Below are 22,301 nucleotides of genomic sequence, written 5' to 3' on the forward strand. Positions count from 1 at the left end.
TTTTATTTTTGAAATGTTAGATTTGTCCTCTGAACGTTACAAAAATTCTAAAAGTGTGCTGTTGAGCTGAAAAAAGAGTCAGTTGAGCCAACGATGCTTAAAATTTCATTTTTATCTGTTACTATTTATCTATAAACTTAAAGGGGAAATTCTGATGAAGAAAAACAAAACAGTTGATGATGATTGGATTCATAGTTTTTTGGTGATCTGTCTAATTGGAATCGTAGCTATTTTAATACAGGCCTATAAAACAGAGGGAAGTTCTTTGGTTCCAAAGGATAGACAAAGAAGTATCGTAAAGACAAATCAGCCGCAACTTTATTTAGCAGAATTGTTCCATTATTGGTTTGAACAAATAGAAAATAATCATTAAAAATAGAAAGGTCACAACATGACAAAAACTTATAACATCCGTCCGCTAAGCTATACTAACTTTACTAATCGAGAATTTGAAAGCTTGATGATTGACACAAGTCAAGTCTTAGAAGATTTCACAAAGTCTCACAAGGATGAGACTATGTACGGCAAGCATCTTGATTCCTTCAAGAGTAAGCTATCAGATTATCAAGCTCAACTTGCTAGTGTGGAGAAGAAGGAGTCTACTAGTTTGACAACAGTGGATAAGGAAAGAGATAGTGCTTTAGTCGGTCTCTTTACACTTCATAGAGGATTTGCTAAAATCAAAGAAAGCAGTCTTAAGGAAGCCTATGAGACGCTTAAGCCAGTATTTACTAAGTACAAGGATATCACCAAGCACAGTAACGATGTTGAAACGGCAGAGGTCAAGAGTCTTCTCAAAACACTAAGTGAGGAACCATACCAAACAGCTGTGACGAATCTTGGATTGACACCGATGCTACAGGCAGTCACTATTGCGCAAGAGGAGTATGATCAAGTGGAAAGTCAGGCGCGTGCTTATAAGTCTACTAAGGAAGTTGGCAAGACCAAACAAGTCCGCACAGAACTAACTAGTATCTACGACCTCTTTATGCGCTTTACCGCAGCCAGTGCAGAAGCCTATCCTGAAAAGGAACACCTAACCAAACTCCTCAAGGATCTAAACACAATCCGAGACAGTAAACGACGATTGAGTGGTTCGAGTAAGAAGGATAAGAAAGTGAAAGTAGAAGAAGCGACACAAGTAGCTGGATAAAAAATAAACGTCTTTAGATATATTATTATCTAAAGGCGTTTTTTGGTGGATTCGTGGTATAATTTTATTATGAGAAAATGTAGGAGTATAATTTTTAAAAATTATACTTAAAATGCTTTTTGATTGTGAGAAATAAATGGGGGATGAAATATAATGGTACAAAACGAAAAGAAATTTAAAAAAGTCAGCGAATTAAGGACACTAAGTACGAATGCAGATGACTTTAATGAGGCAAGAAATAAACTCGATGAAAAATTATTTGATAGAGTATTTTTAAAGGACGAGTTTTATGAATTAATATCTAATCAGAATACTTATTTTATTGTTGGTGAAAAGGGTTCTGGGAAAACAGCTTATGCTGTATATTATTGCAATAATAAAAGAAAAGGTATAGCAGAACTTAATCGAGTTCCTCCTCAAATGTTTTATAAGTTCATTGGCTTAAAACAGAGAGGACAGTTAGAGAATACTCCATATCATGAGATATGGGAAAATGTCATTATGATGATGATTTTAAGCTACATAAAGAATGATTTGAAGAAAAACATATACAAAAGAATTTTTTATAAAAAGAAAATTGATAGGATATCATCTTTTATAGAAAAGTTTCATCGGAATGCGTATGATCCAAACTTTCAAGCTATCCTAGATGTGGTTCAATCATACACTGAAAAAATTAGTTCAGAGCTCTCTGCTAAGTTAACTATACATAAAACTGGTGTAGGCTCCAAAATTAATGGAGAAAGTGGTGAGCAGAATACTTCAACATCTCATTTGCAAAAAACCTCAATGGCTTTAACAGAGCTATTCAATGAGTCAAAACAACTTTTTGAAAAAGTAAACTTTTCAAAAACTATCGACTTCTTTATAGATGGAATTGATATCTTACCAGAGAATGTTGATTATGAAGTGTATAAAGCATGTATTGAAGGTTTAGCAAATGCAGTTGCAAATTTGAACAGTGATAAAAAGTTGAGAAGTATGGGGGTAAGAATTTGTTTATTAATTAGGCCAGATTTACTTTTCGATATGAAATTATATAATGGTGGTCAAATACTTAAAAATAATACAGTGTATTTAAAATGGGAAACTGCTGATAAAAATTATAGACAAGGTTTATTATTTCGGCTAGCAGATAACTACCTTTCAAAACAACAGGATAAACCAAGTAAAATGCTTGGAGAGACGTGGGATCACTATTTTTCATATCCTTATAAACCGATTACAAGCCCTGATAAACTTAACTCTTTTGTGCAATTTTTATACTTTTCAAATTATAAACCACGAGATATTTTAACGCTTTTGAATTTAGTAATTGAGAAAAATAAAAATTCTAAGAATAAGGACATTTTTAGTAAGAAAGATTTGAAAAGAGTACAGGAAGAGTATCACGATTATCTAAAAACGGAATTAGCAGATTATATGTCTGTCTATATTTCTAGAGACGAATTAAAAGTATTTGATAATTTTCTTAGATCATTGAATAAATTAGGAATACATAAGAAGTTTACATATCCTGAATTTGTGGATGCCTATAATAATAGTAATATTAGTTTGCAACATAGTTCAAATAAACTTTCCTCCCCGGATTATCTACTCCAATTGATGTTTGATGCTAATCTGATTTGTTATTTTGATACTATAACACCTGAGAAAGATGATATTAAACATTGGTCATTGAAGGAAAAGGGTTATTCAAATATGATGCCTAATATCGAATTGAATGTAGCTTATCAATTTCACAATGAATATGCAAATGCATATAATATTAAGTATAAAAAGGAAAAATGAGAAACATATGCCACTGATTAGAGTAAGTGAAATTAAAGAAGAATGGCTATATAGGGATCTAAAAGAAGTCAAAGATGTTCGAGATGGGACTCACTCATCTCCAAAATATATTGAAAATGGATATCCTTTAGTAACTTCAAAGAATTTAACAGATTCTGGATTAAATCTATGTGATGCATCATTAATTTCTGAATCAGATTATAATGAGATAAATAAACGTTCAAAAGTGGAAGTCGGTGATATTCTGCTTGGCCTTATTGGTACAATAGGGAAGCCTGTTTTAGTTGATTCAGATGGATTTGCTATAAAAAATGTAGGATTGATAAAAAATAGTGGAGAAATACAAAATCAATTTTTATTGCAATATTTAAAAACGAACTTATTCAATAAATATATTCAAATTGAAATGGCAGGGAATACTCAAAAATTTTTGGGGCTAGAAACGCTTCGTAATACCAAGGTTCCAGTCCCTAGTCAAGAGGAACAATCTGCAATAGGCTCCCTTTTTCGCACCCTCGACGACCTTCTGGCTAGCTACAAGGACAATCTCGCTAACTACCAATCTCTCAAGGCGACCATGCTCTCCAAGATGTTTCCAAAAGCTGGACAGACAGTTCCTGAAATTCGTATGGATGGATTTGAAGGTAAATGGCAGAAGTATTATCTAGGTGATATTTTTGAACAAGTATCAAATTATATTGAACCTTCAGTAGAGAATGAGTTATGGAGTTTAACAGTTGAGAAGGGATTAACACCTAAAACGGATCGTTACAAAAGAGATTTTTTGGTAAAAAAGAATGATAAATTTAAAAAGGTTAACTTAAATGAGTTTGTTTATAATCCAATGAATCTTACATTAGGTGCTTTAGATTTAAACAATAATGAAGTTACTATTTCAGTTTCTGGTTATTATATTGTGATAAAAAATAGAGATATAGAAAAATTTGATAATGATTTTCTAAAAATTTTATTGAAAACAATGTATGCAATTTATCAATATAAACAGTTTGCAACAGGAAGTCTAATTGAAAAACAACGTGTACAGTTCCCAACTTTTTCAGAGATTCCATTTTATTTACCACCAATAGCTGAACAACAAGCCATCGGCGCCTATTTCTCAAACCTTGATAATCTCATCAATTCTTACCAAGAAAAAATTTCTCAGCTTGAGACTTTGAAAAAGAAACTCTTGCAGGATATGTTTATATAAAAAGGAGAACAACCTTATGTCAAAAGTAAAATCGAATCATCTCTCTAAAGATGATAAACCTGTTGTAGCCATTTGTTATGATTTTGATAAAACGCTGTCTCCTGATGATATGCAAGCTCAAGGGTTTATCCAGGAGCTAGGGTATGAAATTGGAGAGTTTTGGAAGAAGTCAAATGGTTTTGCCCATAAAAATGATATGGACCAAAATCTAGCCTATATGTATACTATGAAAACAGAATCTGCAGGGAAAGTCCTATTTACAAAGACAGAGTTAGCTAGGTTTGGTTCAGAAGTAGCATTATTCGATGGGGTTGAAGGCTGGTTTGAACGAATCAGAAAGTATGGGGAAGAACGAGGTGTAACTGTTGAGCACTATATTATTTCATCGGGTTTGAAAGAGATGATAGAGGGCACTTCAATAGCTAAGAAGGGGGCCTTTAAGAAAATTTATGCGACTTCTTTTTATTGTGATGAAAATGGGGTTGCAGTCTGGCCTGCTCAAGTAGTGAATTACACCAATAAGACTCAATTTCTTTTTAGAATTACCAAAGGTATTTTAGATGTAAATGACTCTGCAGTCAATGAATTTTTCCCAGAGAGTGATTTACGAGTTCCTTTCAGAAATATGATTTATCTGGGTGATAGTGATACTGATATCCCCTGTATGAAATTAGTTAAAATGCGAGGGGGCTATTCTATCGGTGTATTCAATCCAAAAACCAATGACAGAAAAAAAGTCCACAAAATGACTCGTGATAGTCGTATTGATTACTTTGTACCAGCAGATTACTCGGAAGGAACAGAACTTGATAATTTAATCAAGACAATTATTGATAAAACAGTATTTAATGAAAAATTGGAAAATAAGAAAAATGCTGATAAGGTTGAAGCAGGCACAAGAAAACTGAGAGCAAAGAAAAAATGAATCGACTCATTTTTCAAATTTGGATAAGCGTGAACTAAACATTACTGGGCATTACGTATTTTATATAAATAAAGGGAGAAATCATGGTATCTGTAACACAACGTATCAAAGAAATTAACCAACCTCGAGGTGGCTACTTGCCCATCAAGTTATTTTCAGTAGAGCAGTTCGAAGATCACAGAGTTTTGAATCCTGTAGAGTCTGTATCTCCTAGTTTAGTGGGGATTTGTGTGGACTACTTGACCCGTTTTATGAAAGGGGCAGAAGCCAGTGATGCTTTCAGAATATCTCTCTTGGGAGCTCAGATGGTGGGCATGGGAGACCTAGCAGAAGCACTGCTCGATTTGGTGACAGGATTGGACGATTTATCGATAGAAAGTGCGTGTCGTTTGGTTTCTTTTGATGTCGTTTTTCGTGCGGGGATTAAGTATTATAAGCCTTTTGAGGAAATTATAGTAGATGCAGGAACGATAGAGAATATTTGCATCATGGTGGAGCGAAGTCTTTGTTTCTTTGATCTCTATGGTCCTTTGGTGAAAGATGGCTTTAACTTTCTTGGAGGTTATACAGATACGATTGACAAGGGTGATGGAGATTTTCTGACCAAGGATACATTATGGGATTTTAAGGTGACTAAAACAGCTCCTAATAAAGACCATACACTACAAGTCCTTGTATACTATATCATGGGCTTACATTCCTTTGACCCTGACTTCCTTTCTATTGAAAATCTTGGATTTTATAACCCTCGAAAAAATATTGTTTATCAACTTCCAGTCTCTTCTATTCCTTTAGATTTGATTCGAACGATTGAGAATGAAGTGATTTGTTATAAATGATTGCTTGTTAAAAAAAATTAATTGCAAAACTTAGAAAGAAACACTATGGAAACAACACAAACTTCCCAGTCGCTCTACCAAGCTCTGTGGAATTCAGCGGATGTTCTCCGCTCCAAGATGGATGCCAATGACTACAAGTCCTATCTTTTGGGCATGGTCTTCTACAAGTATCTGTCAGACAAGATGCTCTTTTTCGTGGCTGAGACCATGGAAGAGGGGACAGATAGTCTTGAGGATGCCCTTGAGGTCTATCGCAATTACTACGAGGATGCGGATACCCATGAGGATTTGGTCTCTGTCATGAATGACGAGCTCAACTATATCATCAAGCCAGACTTGACCTTTACGGCTCTAGTGGCGCGTGTCAATGAAGGGACTTTCCAGCTGGAAGATCTGGCTCAAGGTTTTCGTGATATCGAGCAGAGTGACGACCTCTATGAAAATCTCTTTGAAGATATCGACCTCTACTCTAAAAAGCTAGGTGCTACTCCGCAAAAGCAAAACCAAACGGTAGCAGCAGTCATGAAAGAGTTGGCTGTGCTAGATGTGGCTGGTCATGCGGGTGATATGCTGGGGGATGCCTATGAGTATCTGATCGGTCAGTTTGCGACTGACTCGGGCAAGAAAGCTGGTGAGTTCTATACACCTCAGCCTGTTGCCAAACTCATGACTCAGATTGCCTTTTTGGGTCGTGAAGACCAGGAAGGTTTTACCATCTATGATGCGACTATGGGATCGGGCTCTCTCTTGCTCAATGCCAAGAAATATTCTCATAAACCGCAGACAGTCGTCTACTTTGGTCAGGAGCTCAATACTTCGACCTATAACCTAGCTCGGATGAACATGATCCTACACGGCGTTCCTGTTGAGAATCAATTCCTACACAATGCCGATACACTGGATGAAGACTGGCCGACTCAAGAGCCGACTAACTTTGACGGGGTTCTCATGAACCCACCATACTCTGCTAAGTGGTCTGCAAGCTCTGGCTTTATGGCTGACCCTCGTTTCTCTCCTTTTGGGAAATTGGCGCCCCAGTCCAAGGCTGACTTTGCCTTCCTCCTACATGGATATTATCACCTCAAGCAGGATAATGGGGTCATGGCTATCGTCCTTCCTCATGGTGTTCTTTTCCGTGGAAATGCGGAAGGTACCATTCGTAAGGCCTTATTAGAAGAAGGTGCCATTGATACGGTTATCGGTCTACCAGCCAATATCTTCTTTAATACCAGCATTCCGACTACGGTTATCATTCTCAAAAAGAACCGTACCAATCGCGATGTCTACTTTATCGATGCTTCTAAGGAGTTTGATAAGGGGAAAAATCAGAATATCATGACGGATGCTCATATCGAGAAGATTCTGGAGGCTTATAAGTCTCGTGAGGAGATAGATAAGTTTGCCCACCTAGCAAGCTATGAAGAAATCGTCGAAAATGACTATAACCTCAATATCCCTCGCTACGTGGATACCTTTGAGGAAGAAGAAGTCGAGCCACTGACAGACATCGTCAGCAAGATTAACGAGACAAATAAAGCTATCGAAAGCCAAACAGCTTCATTACTGGAAATGCTGAATCAACTCCACGGTACCACACCAGAAGCCGATGCTGAACTCAAAGAGTTTTTGAAAAACTTTAAAGGGTGATGGGGAAGTAAGATACGATAATTAGATTAAATATTCCAGTCAGAACAACTTTTGGCTGTTTTTTACTCTCTAAAGATGGTATAATTAAATTACCTAAAAGGTAATTTAATTTAACAGAAAGGGATATATGAAGCTGATCTATACAAACAAAACTGTTGAAAAGCAGTGCACGGAGCTGAGACGAGCGAAAAAGGATTTTTCAGATAAGATTGCTGTAAAGTTGCATCAATTGATTAACTTTTTGGAAGCAGCAGATTCTTTGGCCAGTGTGACAGCTTTTCCTAAATATCACTTTCACCAACTCAAGGGAAAGAGACAGGGACAGTTTGCTTTGGATATAGATGGTCGAAAGAGTTCCTATCGGTTGATTGTAGAATTTCGTGATGAAGATTTAGAAAAGGTGTTTCCAAGTCCTGTTGAAATCGAAATCCTAAAAATAGAGGAGGTCAGCAATCACTATGAGTAATAAAATTGTTGAATACAAAGACCTGATTGCTTTTCATCCAGGTCAGTATGTTGAAGAATTGATTGAAGATTATAACGTAACGCAAAAAGAATTTGCGGAGCGCTTAGGAGTTTCGGCAAAGACTGTCAGCAAGCTGGTCAATGCTGAGGAGTCCATCAGTAAAGAGACGGCTCATAAGTTAGCCAAGCTAAGCGGTGTTTCCATGCAAACTTGGCTCAATCTTCAGAATGCTTACGATGTAAAAGTTGCAGAAATTGTAGAACAAAAAGAGTTAGAAGAAGGTCGCGAGAAAGAAATCTGCGAGATGATTGATTTCAAGTATTTTAAGGAAGAAGGCTACGTGTCAGACAAACGCTATAGCTTGCAAGAAAAGATTGTCGAGCTTCGCAAGATTCTAGGTGTGGCAAGTTTAGAAAACCTTACATCTTTTAATCATCTAGTCAGCTATCGGAATACGCGTGAGTTCACGACTAAAAGTATCGTCAACTCTAATATCATGCTGGAATTGGCATCAAAAAAAGCACGTGATACAACAACTACTAAGCTCAACCGCAAAAAGCTAGAGAGAAGCTTGCCTGCTTTGAGAAAGTTGACCAGACAAGACCTAGAAGTCTTTCCTCAACGCTTATATGATATCTTGCTAGATTGTGGTGTTGTCCTAGTCGGTTTACCTGCTTTGCCAAATGCTAATCTGGATGGAGCGACTAAAAAGTTCAGTAATGGTAGTGCCTTGCTTTTACTGACGGATCGAAACAAAGCATCAGATATTTTCTGGTTCTCACTTTTTCATGAGATTGGGCACATTCTGGAGAACGATTTTTCATCTGATGACGGAAATAGTGAATCCTACCGACGTTCTGAGGAACGAGCAGATCAGTTTGCAAAAGATTTCTTGATTAGTCCAGAAGACTATCAAACTTTTGTCAAAAAAGGAAATTTTGATAAGTCGGATATCATATGTTTTGCGGAGGAAATCGATATTCATCCGAGCGTAGTTTTAGGCAGATTACAAAATGAGGGCATTCTCAGTTTTGACCGTTTCCGAGAACTAAAAGAAAATTATTACTTTGTTTCATGAGTCGCAGGAAGTTTTTAAAAGATGAAAAAGCTTCATACGGCCAGTACTTAGAACATCTTTATTCGCTCATAATTCGCTCACTTTATAGATATAACTTTGTTTCCGTATTTCCTGGGAACTAGTAGAAAGTTAGGAGAAATATGGAAAACAACAACCAACGTGCCCTTTGTCAACAACTCTGGGCGGAAAATAAATACCTTGTTTTGAGCCATTCCAGCAATATTTACAAGGATATTCGCCAGTATCTCAAGCAAGAAGTGGTGGAGCTGAGTCAGGTTCAAGAGATGATTGACTGTGCCTGCCAGCTTCCAGAACACAGGGGTCAGGTTTGCAATGCCTTTCAGCATATTTGGGGCTATTTTAAAAAGCAAGCCAGCCTTGATGAGCGCAAAAATTATATGCTCTTGCTAGATCGCTATCGCTTTGGTCAAGCTTCTAAGGAAGATTTGATTGTTAGGACTCGAGATTTACTTGAACGTTACCCAAATGCTTATCTGCAAGAATCGACTTTGTTGAAAGGAGACTCCCATGAGACTTTGGCATGAGGCTTTGATTCCACAACTTCCCCGTCCTCAGCTCTTGGGGCAACATCGAGAGTGTTGTGCCCTACGTGGCAATGGCTGGGGCAGAAAGCATGCGACGGTTGACTATGTCTTTACCCACTCGCCTTATCATCTCTATGCCTATCATCGTTTGATCATGGAGGAGATGACTGACCGTGGCTACAATGTCAGTCCAGAGTGGTTGGATAAGAACTACCGTGGCAAGACCTGCCTTCCTTATCAAGACTTAGCAGAGGAGAAGCTGAGAAATCCTATCTATAGCGAACACGACTCTACCTACTATGAGCAGTGTCTGGCTAATCTTCGAGAGAAAGGGATCGACCTATAGTCTTTTCTAATAACAAGCCATAGGCAGCTTTCAATTCGTTGATCTTTTGTTCTGAACCTAGCTATTTAAAAAGTATATGAATCGTTGTCTATCAAAGGATTTGGGGAATCTTCTCCAAATCTTTTTTTGTTCTTTGAAAAACGATATAGTTTCAAACTATATCAAAGCCTAATTTTTTACAATTATACAGATGATTTCTTTTCTGTTAAGATAGTTTCAACAACAATTTTTGGAGGACAAAACATGTCAACTACAATTATCGGTTTCCCTCGTTTGGGTGAATTCCGCGAATTAAAATTTACAACTGAAAAATACTTTAGAAAAGAAATCTCAGAAGAAGAACTCTTGGCTGCCGCTAAAGAATTGCGTGCAAAACACTGGAACATCGTCAAAGAAAAAGGCATCACTGAAATCCCATCAAATGACTTTTCACACTATGATAACTTCCTTGATGCTGCTTTCCTTTTCAACGTAGTGCCTGCATCAGTTCAAAACTTGGAATTGTCAGATCTTGAACGCTACTTTGCTTTGGGACGTGGTTACCAAGGAGAAAAAGGGGATGTTCGTGCCCTTCCGATGAAGAAATGGTTCAACACCAACTACCACTATATCGTTCCAAAATTTGAAAAAGACACTCAAGTAAAATTGGCTGGTCACAAGATTTTTGATGAGTTCCAAGAAGCAAAAGAACTTGGTCTTAACACTCGTCCTGTCCTTGTAGGTCCATTCACTTTCCTTCAATTGTCAGACTTTGAAGAAGGCGTGAAAGCAGAAGACTTCGTAGATAGCTTAGTAGCTGCTTACCAAGATGTTTTTGCAAAATTGGCTGAACTTGGTGCGACTCGTATTCAACTCGACGAAGCTGCTCTTGTCAAAGACTTGACAGCCGAAGAAAAAGCTCTCTTCTTGAACCTCTACAACAAACTCTTGGCTGACAAAAAAGGTCTTGAAGTCTTGCTTCAAACTTACTTCGGAGACGTTCGTGACGTTTACGCTGACCTTGTAAACTTGCCAGTAGATGCTATCGGTCTTGACTTCGTTGAAGGTAAGAAAACTCTTGAATTGGTTAAAGGTGGTTTCCCAGCTGATAAGACTCTTTATGCAGGTATTGTCAATGGTAAAAACATCTGGCGTAACAACTATGAAAAGAGCTTGGCTGTTCTTGAGCAAATCCCAGCTGAAAACATTGTCTTGACAAGCTCATGCTCACTTCTTCATGTGCCATTTACAACTGCTAATGAAGAATTTGAACCAGCAATCTTGAACCATTTTGCTTTTGCAGTTGAAAAATTGGATGAGATTCGTGATTTGGATGCTATCCGCAATGGTCAAGGTGAAGAAGCACTTGCAGCCAACAAAGAACTCTTTGCGACTGAGCGTGTTGGTGAAAATGCGGAACTTCGTGCGCGTATCGCTGGTTTGACTGATGCAGACTACACTCGTTTGCCAGCATTTGCTGAACGTGAAGCTATCCAAGAAGAAGCTTTCAAACTTCCAGCTCTTCCAACAACAACTATTGGTTCATTCCCTCAAACAAAAGAAGTTCGTGCTAAACGTTTGGCTTACCGTAAAGGTGAATTGTCTCAAGAAGAGTATGACGCTTTCCTTGCTGAAACAATTGACGAATGGATCAAATGGCAAGAAGATATCGACTTTGATGTCCTTGTTCACGGTGAATTTGAGCGTAATGACATGGTTGAGTACTTCGGTCAAAACTTGTCAGGTTACCTCTTCTCTAAAAACGGTTGGGTACAATCATACGGTATGCGTGGTGTTAAACCACCAATCATCTGGGGTGATGTGACTCGTCTCAACCCAATCACTGTTAAATGGTCTAGCTATGCACAAAGTCGTACTGACAAACCTGTTAAAGGTATGTTGACTGGACCTGTTACCATTCTTAACTGGTCATTCCCACGTGAAGACATCTCTATCAAGGATTCTACTCTTCAAATCGCTCTTGCTATCAAGGATGAAGTTCTTGACCTTGAAGCTGCAGGCGTGAAAATCATCCAAATCGACGAGGCTGCTCTTCGTGAGAAATTGCCACTCCGTCGTAGCGACTGGTACGAAGATTACCTTGACTGGGCTATTCCAGCCTTCCGTTTGGTACACTCAACAGTAGCACCAGACACACAAATCCACACTCACATGTGTTACTCAGAATTTACAGATATCATCCCAGCTATCGACAACATGGATGCAGATGTTATTTCCTTTGAAGCTAGCCGTTCAAATCTTGAAATCTTGGACGAACTTAAAGCTCAAAACTTCCAGACAGAAGTGGGTCCTGGAGTTTACGATATCCACTCTCCTCGTGTGCCTAATGAAGGCGAAATCGACCACACCATCGAAGCAATTCTTGCTAAAGTACCAAGCAGAAAAGTTTGGATCAACCCTGACTGTGGTTTGAAAACACGTGGTATCCCAGAAACTAAAGAAAGCTTGATCCGCCTTGTAGAAGCTGCTAAAGCTGCGCGTGAGAAATTGTAAGAAAAGACAAGTCTCCCTACACGGTTGATCAGTAAGAAATCAACTAGAAAAGGTTTATACATATGTCACGTCAAACACCGTCCCTCTCATTTGAAGTTTTCCCTCCAAACCCAGCAGTAGGCAATGACAAAATTATTGCGGCCCTGAAAGATATGCAGGACTTGGCGCCACACTTTATCAGTGTGACTGCCAGCAATAATAAATTTAATATCAAAGAGACGACGGTTCGTTTGGCAGACTATATCCAAAATGACTTGGAGATTCCAACCATTGCTCACTTGCCAGCTATCTATCTGACCAAGGATAAGGTGGCTGAGACTATTGCAGATTTTGATAAGGTTGGGGTTCAGAAAATCTTGGCTCTTCGTGGAGATCTCATTCCTGATGTGGAACCACAAAAGGACTTCCGTTATGCGACAGACCTGATTGAATTCATCAAGGAGCAGGCGCCACACTTTGAAATTATTGGCGCTTGTTACCCAGAAGGGCACCCTGATTCGCCAAATCAAATCTCAGATATTCAAAATCTCAAGAAAAAAGTAGATGCAGGCTGTTCAAGTCTTGTCACTCAGCTTTTCTTTGACAATGAGCGTTTCTACGATTTCCAAGATAAATGTACCTTGGCTGGGATTGATGTTCCTATTCATGCAGGAATCATGCCAATCCTGAATCGTAACCAAGCTCTTCGTCTCTTGAAGACTTGTGAGAATATCCATCTTCCACGTAAGTTTAAAGCTATCTTAGACAAGTATGAGAATGACCCTGAGTCACTCAGAGCAGCAGGACTTGCCTATGCTGTGGACCAAATCGTGGACTTGGTAACGCAAGACGTAGCAGGGGTGCATCTCTACACCATGAATAATGCAGATACTGCTCAGTACATTCACCAAGCAACCCATGCCTTGTTTAATCACCAATCTTTAGGATAATAAAAAGCAAACCATTCTTCTTTTCATGGAGGAATGGTTCCTTTTTAATAGAAAAGCCAGCACTTTTTAAGAAAAATATGATAAAATAGACTCTGTACGTACTTGATACAAAGATGAGGGTATAAACGATGTTTAAGCAGTCTTAATCTTATATCAAAGATATGTAAGGTAAAGAATCAGACCTAAAGTATTTTCGGAGTTGAACACGGGCTAAATCCCTAGTGAAAAAGATAGATTTCCTGATGTGCATCGCACACTGCGTCAATCTCCTATTTTCATACGGGATTCTTAACGCCCTTTGTATCCTGATTTTTGTAGGCAAGGCGTATAATTTTATCAATCCAAAGGGGATTAAAATGACAAAACAAGTGTTTCAAACGACTTTTGCGGGTCGTGAGTTGATCGTAGAGACTGGTCAGGTTGCTAAGCAAGCAAATGGCTCTGTTGTGGTGCGTTACGGTGAGACAACTGTCTTGACTGCTGCCGTTATGTCTAAGAAGATGGCAACTGGGGATTTTTTCCCGCTTCAAGTCAACTACGAAGAAAAAATGTATGCGGCTGGGAAATTTCCTGGTGGCTTTATGAAACGTGAAGGACGTCCTTCAACAGATGCGACTTTGACAGCGCGTTTGATTGACCGTCCAATCCGTCCAATGTTTGCGGAAGGTTTCCGTAATGAAGTGCAAGTGATCAATACGGTACTTTCTTACGATGAAAATGCATCTGCACCAATGGCAGCTATGTTTGGTTCATCCTTGGCACTTTCTATCTCAGATATTCCGTTTGACGGACCAATCGCTGGGGTACAAGTAGGTTATATCGATGGCCAAATCATCATCAACCCGACTCAAGAACAAGCAGAGCAATCGCTTCTTGAATTGACAGTAGCTGGTACAAAGCACGCTATCAACATGGTAGAGTCTGGTGCCAAAGAATTGTCAGAAGAAATCATGTTGGAAGCTCTTCTCAAAGGACATGAAGCTGTCAAAGAATTGATTGCCTTCCAAGAAGAAATCGTAGCAGCAGTAGGTAAAGAAAAAGCAGAAGTAGAATTGCTTCATGTGGATGCTGAATTGCAAGCTGAAATCATCGCAGCCTACAACAGCGACCTTCAAAAAGCAGTCCAAGTAGAAGAAAAATTGGCGCGTGAAGCTGCAACTCAAGCAGTTAAAGACCAAGTCACAGCAGTTTACGAAGAAAAATATGCAGACCACGAAGAATTTGACCGTATCATGCGTGATGTGGCTGAAATCTTGGAACAAATGGAACATGCAGAAGTGCGCCGTTTGATCACAGAAGACAAGGTTCGTCCTGACGGCCGTAAGGTCGATGAAATCCGTCCTTTGGATGCACAAGTGGACTACCTTCCTCGCGTACACGGTTCAGGTCTCTTTACTCGTGGACAAACTCAGGCTCTTTCTATCTTGACTTTGGCGCCAATGGGTGAAACTCAAATCATCGATGGTTTGGATCCAGAGTACAAGAAACGCTTCATGCACCACTATAACTTCCCACAATACTCTGTTGGGGAAACTGGACGTTACGGTGCTCCAGGTCGTCGTGAAATTGGTCACGGTGCTCTTGGCGAGCGTGCTCTAGCTCAAGTATTACCAAGCTTGGAAGAATTCCCATATGCGATTCGTTTGGTAGCAGAAGTCTTGGAATCAAACGGTTCTTCATCTCAAGCATCCATCTGTGCGGGAACACTTGCCCTTATGGCTGGTGGTGTGCCAATCAAGGCTCCAGTAGCAGGTATTGCCATGGGTCTCATCTCAGATGGAAACAACTACACCGTATTGACAGATATCCAAGGTTTGGAAGACCACTTTGGAGATATGGACTTTAAGGTTGCAGGTACTCGCGATGGGATTACAGCCCTTCAAATGGATATCAAGATTCAAGGAATTACTGCAGAAATCTTGACTGAAGCTCTTGCTCAAGCCAAGAAAGCTCGTTTTGAAATTCTTGACGTGATTGAAGCAACCATTCCAGAAGTTCGTCCAGAATTGGCTCCAACTGCTCCGAAAATTGATACTATCAAGATTGATGTTGATAAGATTAAGATTGTTATCGGTAAGGGTGGAGAAACCATCGATAAGATCATCGCTGAAACAGGCGTTAAGATTGATATCGACGAAGAAGGTAACGTATCTATCTACTCTAGTGACCAAGCTGCCATTAACCGCGCTAAAGAAATCATTGCTGGTTTGGTTCGTGAAGCGAAAGTGGATGAAGTCTACCATGCCAAAGTTGTGCGTATCGAGAAATTCGGTGCCTTTGTCAACCTCTTTGACAAGACAGACGCCCTCGTTCATATCTCTGAAATGGCTTGGACTCGTACCAATAATGTAGAAGATTTAGTTCAAATTGGTGATTTTGTAGATGTGAAGGTTATTAAGATCGATGAAAAAGGTCGTGTAGATGCTTCTATGAAGGCACTCTTGCCACGTCCGCCAAAACCTGAACGTGATGAAAAAGGTGAAAAGTCAGATCGTTCTCACCGCCCACGTCATCACAAGGATCACAAACCTAAGAAAGAATTTACAGAAACACCAAAAGATTCAGAATAAGAAAAGGAGAAATGTATGGGATGGTGGCGCGAAACCATTGATATCGTAAAAGAAAATGATCCAGCGGCCCGCACCACTTTGGAGGTTTTGCTGACTTATCCAGGTGTCAAGGCCTTGGCGGCCCACCGTCTTTCGCATTTTCTCTGGAAGTATGGCTTTAAACTCCTGGCTCGTATGCACAGTCAATTTTGGCGCTTTTGGACGCAGATTGAGATTCATCCAGGTGCCCAGATTGATTCAGGTGTCTTTATCGACCACGGTTCTGGTCTGGTGATTGGGGAGACAGCGATTGTTGAAAAAGGTGTTCTCCTTTATCACGGAGTGACTCTTGGGGGGACTGGTAAGGATGTTGGTAAACGTCATCCAACCGTGCGAAAAGGAGCTTTAATATCAGCCCATGCCCAAGTTATCGGGCCAGTAGAAATCGGTGAAAATGCCAAGGTCGGTGCTGCAGCAGTTGTCGTGGCAGATGTACCTAGCGATGTGACAGTGGTCGGTATTCCGGCTAAGATTGTCCGTGTTCATGGTAAAAAAGACGAGCCGGTCATTCACGAAGTTGAAGAAAAACGAGAGTACTATGTCAATAAACTTGAGCAGGCTAAAGACGCCAGTCACAGATCGTCTGGTTTGTAGAGGATACCTATATGATTCAAGCAAGAAACAAGTTAAGCCAAGAGGAGTTATCTGAGGCGAAAAAACTAATTAACTGTTGCCAAAACTATGACGGTACCTATCGTGATCCCTATCTTTCTAACATGCTTAATTTTGACCCAAACATGCCCGCCTTTTTCCTTTATTATGAAAAAGGCGAACTTGTTGGTTTATTAACTGTCTATGCAGATGACCAAGATGTAGAAGTGACGATACTGGTTCATCCAGGTCATCGCCGTCAGGGAATTGCGCGTGCATTGTTTACGAGTTTTGAGAGAGAAACAGCTTCTTTCCCCATTCGGTCAGTTACTTTTCAGACAGAGCGTGTTTTTCTAGACCGCCATCCTGATTTTGTCAGCAACTGGGGATTGGTCGAGGACGAGGATACAGAAACTTGGTTAGGTAAGGATAGAAGACCTTATCCGTTAGCAAAGATTTCCAATCTTGAAGTTTTGTTAGCAGATAGTTCGTATCAGGAGCAAATCAGTCAGTTAAAATTTCAGGCATTTTCAGAGGAACATGAATCTAGAGAAGTTGTGGACAGATATGTCGCTGAAGCTCTGAAGGATCCAGAAAGTCGCCTATATATTTTGTTAAAAAATGGTCAGGTTATTGGAACTTGCACGGTTGATTTATCGAGCGATACGAATTACTTCTACGGGTTAGCAATATCGGAACCTGAACGTGGAAAAGGCTATGGAAGCTACTTAGCAAAATTCCTTGTCAACCAACTAATTGAGCAAAATGACAAGGAATTTCAGATTGCAGTGGAAGATAGCAATGTAGGTGCCAAGTGCTTGTATGAAAAAATTGGCTTTGTCAAACAGACTCAAGTGGTTTATGTGAAACCAACAGTGTAGAAATAGGAAGGAAATGAAGCGAGTTACTATTCTTCAAAATTATAAATTATTGGAAGGACAGGCTCAGCTATACTGCTTTTGGACGATAACTGAGGAACTTTTAATGAAAGAGTTTTTCAAGGACAATAAGTATTTTGCGCTCTATTTGGCAGGAAGTCTTGTTTTTAGTTTGTTTCGTGCAGGAAATCTGATTTTCGGTCTTCTGGTCCTGCTCTCTGCCTACCGAAGTAGACAGGAGAGGCTCTTGGATGTTTAAGAATGAACCGTTCTGCTGCAGATTGGAATTGCTGTTGTCTGTCTTATTTTTCTTGTCCAGCAAGGATTTTGCTGAATACTTTGATTAGCTTAGTTCTAATCATTTGGGTCTATCCCGCTAAGTGAAGGCGAAGCAGAACTAGAAAGGAAACTACAAGAATGGCAGTGTATTTTTACGGCTGTATCACCATGGATGGCTACTTGGCAGACAGCCAGCACAGGATAGACTGGCTGCATCAACTTGGTTCTGTAGAGGATACAGGCTATGATGACTTTTACAGGCAAATGGATATCACCATCATGGGCAAGCGGACCTTTGAGGCAATCCAAGATTTGCAAGATGTAGAAAGTTTTTATCAAGTTACGGAAAACTTTGTCTTTACGCATGATAGGCACCTGCCTGTCAGCAATTACCAGCCAGTAGCTGGGGATGTGGTGGACTTTGTTCACCAGATTGACAAAGGCAAAAATGTCTTTGTGATTGGTGGTAATTCCTTGGTAGGACCGCTCTTGGATGCGGATCTTTTCGACCACCTCATTATTCAGATAGCGCCCCTTATCCTGGGAAAGGGGGTTCCCCTCTTTACCCAAGAGGAAGGGCAGCGCTTTTACCAACTGGATAGCTTCAGACAATTTGGCCCTTTTGCAGAGCTGGTTTTCAGCCGAAAAAGTCAGAAATAGAGAAAGGAGTGGATCGCATGATTAAAATTTACGACACCATGTCTCGTGATTTGCGAGAATTTGTCCCGATTGAGGACAGCAAAGTCAAGATGTATGTTTGTGGGCCAACGGTGTATAACTATATCCATGTGGGGAATGCCCGTTCGACGGTAGCTTTTGATACGATTCGTCGTTATTTTGAGTACCGTGGGTATGAGGTTGCCTATATTTCCAATTTTACAGATGTGGATGATAAGATTATCAACCGTGCCAAGGAAGAAGGGATCACACCTCAGGAGGTTGCGGACAAGTACATCGCTGCTTTTCGTGAAGATGTGACGGCCTTAGGCGTGAAGCCTGCAACTCGCCATCCTCGTGTAGTGGAGTTTATGGAGGATATTATCCGTTTCGTGGAAGACTTGATTGAAAAAGGCTTTGCCTACGAGAGTCAAGGGGATGTCTACTTCCGTGTTGAAAAATCCCACAACTATGCTAAATTAGCAAATAAAACCTTGGAAGATTTGGAGCTAGGTGCTTCAGGTCGTACCGATGAAGAAACGGCTCGTAAGGAAAATCCTGTAGACTTTGCCCTCTGGAAAACTGCCAAGCCAGGCGAGATTTCTTGGGATAGTCCTTGGGGACCTGGTCGTCCAGGCTGGCATATCGAGTGTTCAGTCATGTCGACAGAGATTTTGGGCGATACCATTGATATCCACGGTGGTGGAGCCGACCTAGAGTTTCCACACCACACCAATGAAATTGCTCAGTCAGAAGCCAAAACAGGTAAGACCTTTGCCAATTACTGGATGCACAATGGTTTTGTCAACATTGATAATGTCAAGATGTCTAAGTCCCTTGGCAACTTTATCACGGTACATGATGCCCTTAAAACCCTTGATGGTCAAGTGCTTCGTTTCTTCTTTGCGACTCAACATTACCGCAAGCCAATCAATTTTACGGAAAAAGCAGTGCGGGATGCCGAGACCAATCTCAAGTATCTGAAGAACACTTACGAGCAACCATTTACAGGAAATGTAGATGCTCAAGAATTACAAGCATTTAAAGATAAGTTTGTAGCAGCTATGGATGAGGATTTCAATTCTGCCAATGGTATCACAGTAGTCTTTGAAATGGCCAAATGGATCAACTCGGGTAACTATGATGCAAGTGTCAAGCAAGCTCTTGCGGATATGTTAGAAGTCTTTGGAATTGTCTTTGTTGAGGAGGTTTTGGATGCAGAGATTGAAGACCTGATCCAAAAACGCCAAGAAGCGCGTGCTAATCGTGACTTTGCGACAGCGGACCAGATCCGTGACCAATTGGCTGCTCAAGGGATTAAACTCCTTGACACCAAGGATGGAGTGAGGTGGACACGTGATTGATGTCAATCTCATTAACGGGATTGCACTAGCCTTTGAAGGGGATGCGGTGTATTCTATGTATATTCGCCGCCACCTCATCCTCAAAGGTATGACCAAACCCAACAAACTCCACCAAGAAGCGACCAAGTATGTGTCAGCCAAAGCTCAGGCTCGCCTGATTTCCCTTATGTTGGAGGAGCGAGTCCTGACGGAAAAAGAAGAAGAAATCTACAAACGTGGCCGCAATACCAATAGCCACACAAAGGCTAAAAATGCTGATGTGGTGACTTACCGCATGTCCACAGGTTTTGAAGCAGTCGTGGGTTATCTCCATATGACTGAAAATCTGGAACGTCTTGAGAGCTTAATTTCTTGGTGCATCCAAAAAGTGGAGGGCTAGGACATGATGGCAAAAGAACTACAAGACTGGTTTCCTGAGGCTCAGATTTCAGACCAACCAGTAGAGAAAGAGGGCTATCTCACGCTCCCTTTAGCTTCTCAGCAGTGGATTTTGCTGGAGGAAGCTGGGCTCAGCGAGCGTGAGAAGCAGTTGATTTCCCTTTTGACCCAGCAGGAGCAGGCTCGTTCGCTCAATCCTTGGTATTCTTTTCTGATTGAGGGCAAGGGACAAGCACCACAAGCTTTTAAAAAGATTCAGTTGGTTTATTGCCATCTTTCCTATTTTCAGCAGGAAAATCTAGCTTCTTGGCTAGATATGATGCAGACTCTTTTTCCTAACTGTCAGGCGGTGCTTCAAGTCGGAGCTCAGGATTATGTTTTCGTGCTTCAACAAGACAAATACACTTCTGTACGAGCTATTTTAAGTGATACGATTGAAGCGGTGGAGTATGACTTTGGATTGCGTCTGTCTATCATGTTAGGTCAGGTTTGGTCTCAGACGGGGCATCAAGCCCTATCAGACTTGATTAAAGCGGAGCGGGATTTGTTTAAGACATGGTGGCGTCAGGCTCACCAAGGTGTTCATACTTTTTCTCAGCTCTATCTGTGGAGTATGGGAGAAAGGCTCGTGAACTTGAAGGCAATCAAGGAATGCTTGCACCAGATGATCTTGGATCAGGACCAGATTCAGGAAATCATTCTCTCTCTTTGGGAAAATAGTGCTGTCCTAACAAAAACAGCCCAGCAACTCTATCTGCATCGCAATTCTCTCCAGTATAAGATTGATAAATGGGAAGAATTGACAGGGCTTCAATTGAAGGAATTGACAGACCTTACTCTGTGTTATCAATTGATTTTACCAGATATTCTCTAAAGTTTTGTGCAAGTTGCACAGAACTTTTTTGTTTTTTTGGTCACCTTGCCATAGAAATGTAAAGCGTTTTCATATATAATAAAACTATCAAAAAACAAAAGGAGTTCACCTCATGGTAGAATTGAATCTTAAAAACATTTACAAAAAATATCCAAACAGCGAACACTACTCAGTTGAAGACTTCAACTTGGACATCAAAGACAAAGAATTTATCGTTTTCGTAGGTCCTTCAGGATGTGGTAAATCAACAACTCTTCGTATGATTGCTGGTCTTGAAGATATTACAGAAGGTACTGCATCTATCGATGGCGTGGTTGTCAACGACGTGGCTCCAAAAGACCGTGACATTGCCATGGTATTCCAAAACTACGCTCTTTACCCACACATGACTGTATATGACAACATGGCTTTCGGTTTGAAATTGCGTAAATACAGCAAGGAAGACATCGACAAACGTGTTCAAGAAGCAGCTGCTATTCTTGGTTTGAAAGAGTTCTTGGATCGTAAACCAGCTGACCTTTCAGGTGGTCAACGTCAACGTGTTGCCATGGGTCGTGCCATCGTCCGTGATGCAAAAGTATTCTTGATGGACGAACCTTTGTCAAACTTGGATGCTAAACTTCGTGTATCAATGCGTGCTGAAATTGCTAAAATCCACCGTCGTATCGGAGCTACAACTATCTATGTAACTCACGACCAAACAGAAGCGATGACACTTGCAGACCGTATCGTTATCATGTCAGCAACTAAGAACCCTGCTGGTACAGGTACTATCGGACGTGTAGAACAAATCGGTTCTCCTCAAGAAGTTTACAAAAACCCAGTTAACAAATTCGTTGCAGGATTCATCGGAAGCCCAGCTATGAACTTCATTAATGTGAAATTAGTTGGTAGCGAAATTGTTTCTGACGGTTTCCGTTTGAAAGTGCCAGAAGGTGCTTTGAAAGTTCTTCGTGAAAAAGGCTATGAAGGTAAAGAATTGATTTTCGGTATTCGTCCAGAAGACGTGAATGCAGAGGAAGCATTCCTTGAAACATTCCCAGATTCAGTTGTAAAAGCGACTATCTCTGTATCAGAATTGCTTGGTTCAGAATCTCACCTTTACTGCCAAGTTGGTAAAGATGAATTCGTTGCTAAAGTTGATGCTCGTGACTACTTGCAAACAGGCGCAACAGTTGAACTTGGATTTGACTTGAACAAAGCCCACTTCTTCGACGTAGAAACTGAAAGAACAGTTTATTAAGATATA

General features: G+C 40.3%; 20 protein-coding genes and 1 pseudogene. All 21 read left to right on the forward strand.

Annotated elements, in window-relative coordinates; genetic code table 11:
• Positions 1 to 154: 154 nt before the first annotated feature.
• The 21 genes and pseudogenes from QM928_RS02575 (at position 155) to QM928_RS02675 (ending at position 22,295) form a co-directional block, all read left to right on the forward strand.
• Positions 155 to 373, forward strand: coding sequence for a hypothetical protein (locus tag QM928_RS02575; RefSeq protein WP_315639428.1), 219 nt, complete (start codon positions 155 to 157; stop codon positions 371 to 373).
• A gap of 18 nt (positions 374 to 391) precedes the next feature.
• Positions 392 to 1,153 (forward strand): DUF6261 family protein, encoded by a 762-nt coding sequence (locus QM928_RS02580; RefSeq protein ID WP_315639427.1) that lies wholly within the window; start codon positions 392 to 394, stop codon positions 1,151 to 1,153.
• Positions 1,154 to 1,306: 153 nt separating this feature from the next.
• Positions 1,307 to 2,944, forward strand: a complete 1,638-nt coding sequence (locus QM928_RS02585) for a P-loop ATPase, Sll1717 family (RefSeq protein ID WP_414294421.1) — start codon at positions 1,307 to 1,309, stop codon at positions 2,942 to 2,944.
• A gap of 7 nt (positions 2,945 to 2,951) precedes the next feature.
• Positions 2,952 to 4,154: a restriction endonuclease subunit S gene (locus QM928_RS02590; protein WP_315639423.1), complete on the forward strand. Its 1,203-nt coding sequence runs from the start codon at positions 2,952 to 2,954 to the stop codon at positions 4,152 to 4,154.
• A gap of 16 nt (positions 4,155 to 4,170) precedes the next feature.
• Positions 4,171 to 5,046 (forward strand): annotated as a pseudogene (locus QM928_RS02595) (HAD family hydrolase); the annotation flags it as partial.
• 116 nt (positions 5,047 to 5,162) lie between these two features.
• Positions 5,163 to 5,918 (forward strand): hypothetical protein, encoded by a 756-nt coding sequence (locus QM928_RS02600; RefSeq protein ID WP_414294420.1) that lies wholly within the window; start codon positions 5,163 to 5,165, stop codon positions 5,916 to 5,918.
• A 45-nt stretch (positions 5,919 to 5,963) separates the two neighbouring features.
• Positions 5,964 to 7,565 (forward strand): type I restriction-modification system subunit M, encoded by a 1,602-nt coding sequence (locus QM928_RS02605; protein ID WP_414294419.1) that lies wholly within the window; start codon positions 5,964 to 5,966, stop codon positions 7,563 to 7,565.
• Between the two features lie 127 nt (positions 7,566 to 7,692).
• Positions 7,693 to 8,031 (forward strand): addiction module toxin RelE, encoded by a 339-nt coding sequence (locus tag QM928_RS02610; protein WP_414294418.1) that lies wholly within the window; start codon positions 7,693 to 7,695, stop codon positions 8,029 to 8,031.
• A complete protein-coding gene (locus QM928_RS02615; RefSeq protein ID WP_414294417.1) occupies positions 8,024 to 9,109 on the forward strand; it encodes a HigA family addiction module antitoxin in 1,086 nt (361 codons plus the stop codon). Before QM928_RS02610 ends, QM928_RS02615 begins: the two co-directional genes overlap by 8 nt.
• Before the next feature lie 140 nt (positions 9,110 to 9,249).
• Positions 9,250 to 9,654 (forward strand): YbgA family protein, encoded by a 405-nt coding sequence (locus tag QM928_RS02620; protein WP_414294416.1) that lies wholly within the window; start codon positions 9,250 to 9,252, stop codon positions 9,652 to 9,654.
• The gene (locus QM928_RS02625; protein WP_414294415.1) at positions 9,638 to 10,000 is read left to right on the forward strand and encodes a TIGR02328 family protein; all 363 of its coding nucleotides are present in this window, start codon (positions 9,638 to 9,640) and stop codon (positions 9,998 to 10,000) included. The genes QM928_RS02620 and QM928_RS02625 overlap by 17 nt, the downstream gene beginning before the upstream one ends.
• Before the next feature lie 243 nt (positions 10,001 to 10,243).
• Complete coding sequence (gene metE / locus QM928_RS02630; RefSeq protein WP_414294414.1) at positions 10,244 to 12,493, forward strand: 5-methyltetrahydropteroyltriglutamate--homocysteine S-methyltransferase; 2,250 nt, start codon at positions 10,244 to 10,246, stop codon at positions 12,491 to 12,493.
• Between the two features lie 62 nt (positions 12,494 to 12,555).
• Positions 12,556 to 13,422 (forward strand): methylenetetrahydrofolate reductase [NAD(P)H], encoded by an 867-nt coding sequence (metF, locus tag QM928_RS02635; protein WP_414294413.1) that lies wholly within the window; start codon positions 12,556 to 12,558, stop codon positions 13,420 to 13,422.
• Positions 13,423 to 13,778: 356 nt separating this feature from the next.
• On the forward strand, positions 13,779 to 15,992 hold the full coding sequence (gene pnp / locus QM928_RS02640; protein ID WP_414294412.1) for a polyribonucleotide nucleotidyltransferase: 2,214 nt from the start codon (positions 13,779 to 13,781) through the stop codon (positions 15,990 to 15,992).
• 15 nt (positions 15,993 to 16,007) lie between these two features.
• Positions 16,008 to 16,625 carry a serine O-acetyltransferase gene (cysE, locus tag QM928_RS02645; RefSeq protein ID WP_414294411.1) on the forward strand — a complete coding sequence of 206 codons (618 nt, stop codon included), beginning with the start codon at positions 16,008 to 16,010 and terminating at the stop codon, positions 16,623 to 16,625.
• Between the two features lie 11 nt (positions 16,626 to 16,636).
• Positions 16,637 to 17,503: a GNAT family N-acetyltransferase gene (locus QM928_RS02650; protein WP_261021809.1), complete on the forward strand. Its 867-nt coding sequence runs from the start codon at positions 16,637 to 16,639 to the stop codon at positions 17,501 to 17,503.
• A 414-nt stretch (positions 17,504 to 17,917) separates the two neighbouring features.
• On the forward strand, positions 17,918 to 18,439 hold the full coding sequence (locus QM928_RS02655; protein WP_414294410.1) for a dihydrofolate reductase family protein: 522 nt from the start codon (positions 17,918 to 17,920) through the stop codon (positions 18,437 to 18,439).
• A gap of 17 nt (positions 18,440 to 18,456) precedes the next feature.
• The gene (gene cysS / locus QM928_RS02660) at positions 18,457 to 19,800 is read left to right on the forward strand and encodes a cysteine--tRNA ligase (RefSeq protein ID WP_414294409.1); all 1,344 of its coding nucleotides are present in this window, start codon (positions 18,457 to 18,459) and stop codon (positions 19,798 to 19,800) included.
• A complete protein-coding gene (locus QM928_RS02665; RefSeq protein ID WP_261021812.1) occupies positions 19,793 to 20,179 on the forward strand; it encodes a Mini-ribonuclease 3 in 387 nt (128 codons plus the stop codon). The genes cysS and QM928_RS02665 overlap by 8 nt, the downstream gene beginning before the upstream one ends.
• A 3-nt stretch (positions 20,180 to 20,182) precedes the next feature.
• A complete protein-coding gene (locus QM928_RS02670; protein WP_153223810.1) occupies positions 20,183 to 21,052 on the forward strand; it encodes a helix-turn-helix domain-containing protein in 870 nt (289 codons plus the stop codon).
• 112 nt (positions 21,053 to 21,164) lie between these two features.
• Entirely contained in the window at positions 21,165 to 22,295 is a 1,131-nt protein-coding gene (locus QM928_RS02675) for an ABC transporter ATP-binding protein (protein ID WP_153223809.1), read from the forward strand.
• Positions 22,296 to 22,301: the final 6 nt, after the last annotated feature.

Origin of the sequence: Streptococcus infantis (assembly GCF_047460405.1) — a bacterium.
GTDB classification, from domain to species: Bacteria; Bacillota; Bacilli; order Lactobacillales; family Streptococcaceae; genus Streptococcus; species Streptococcus infantis_Q.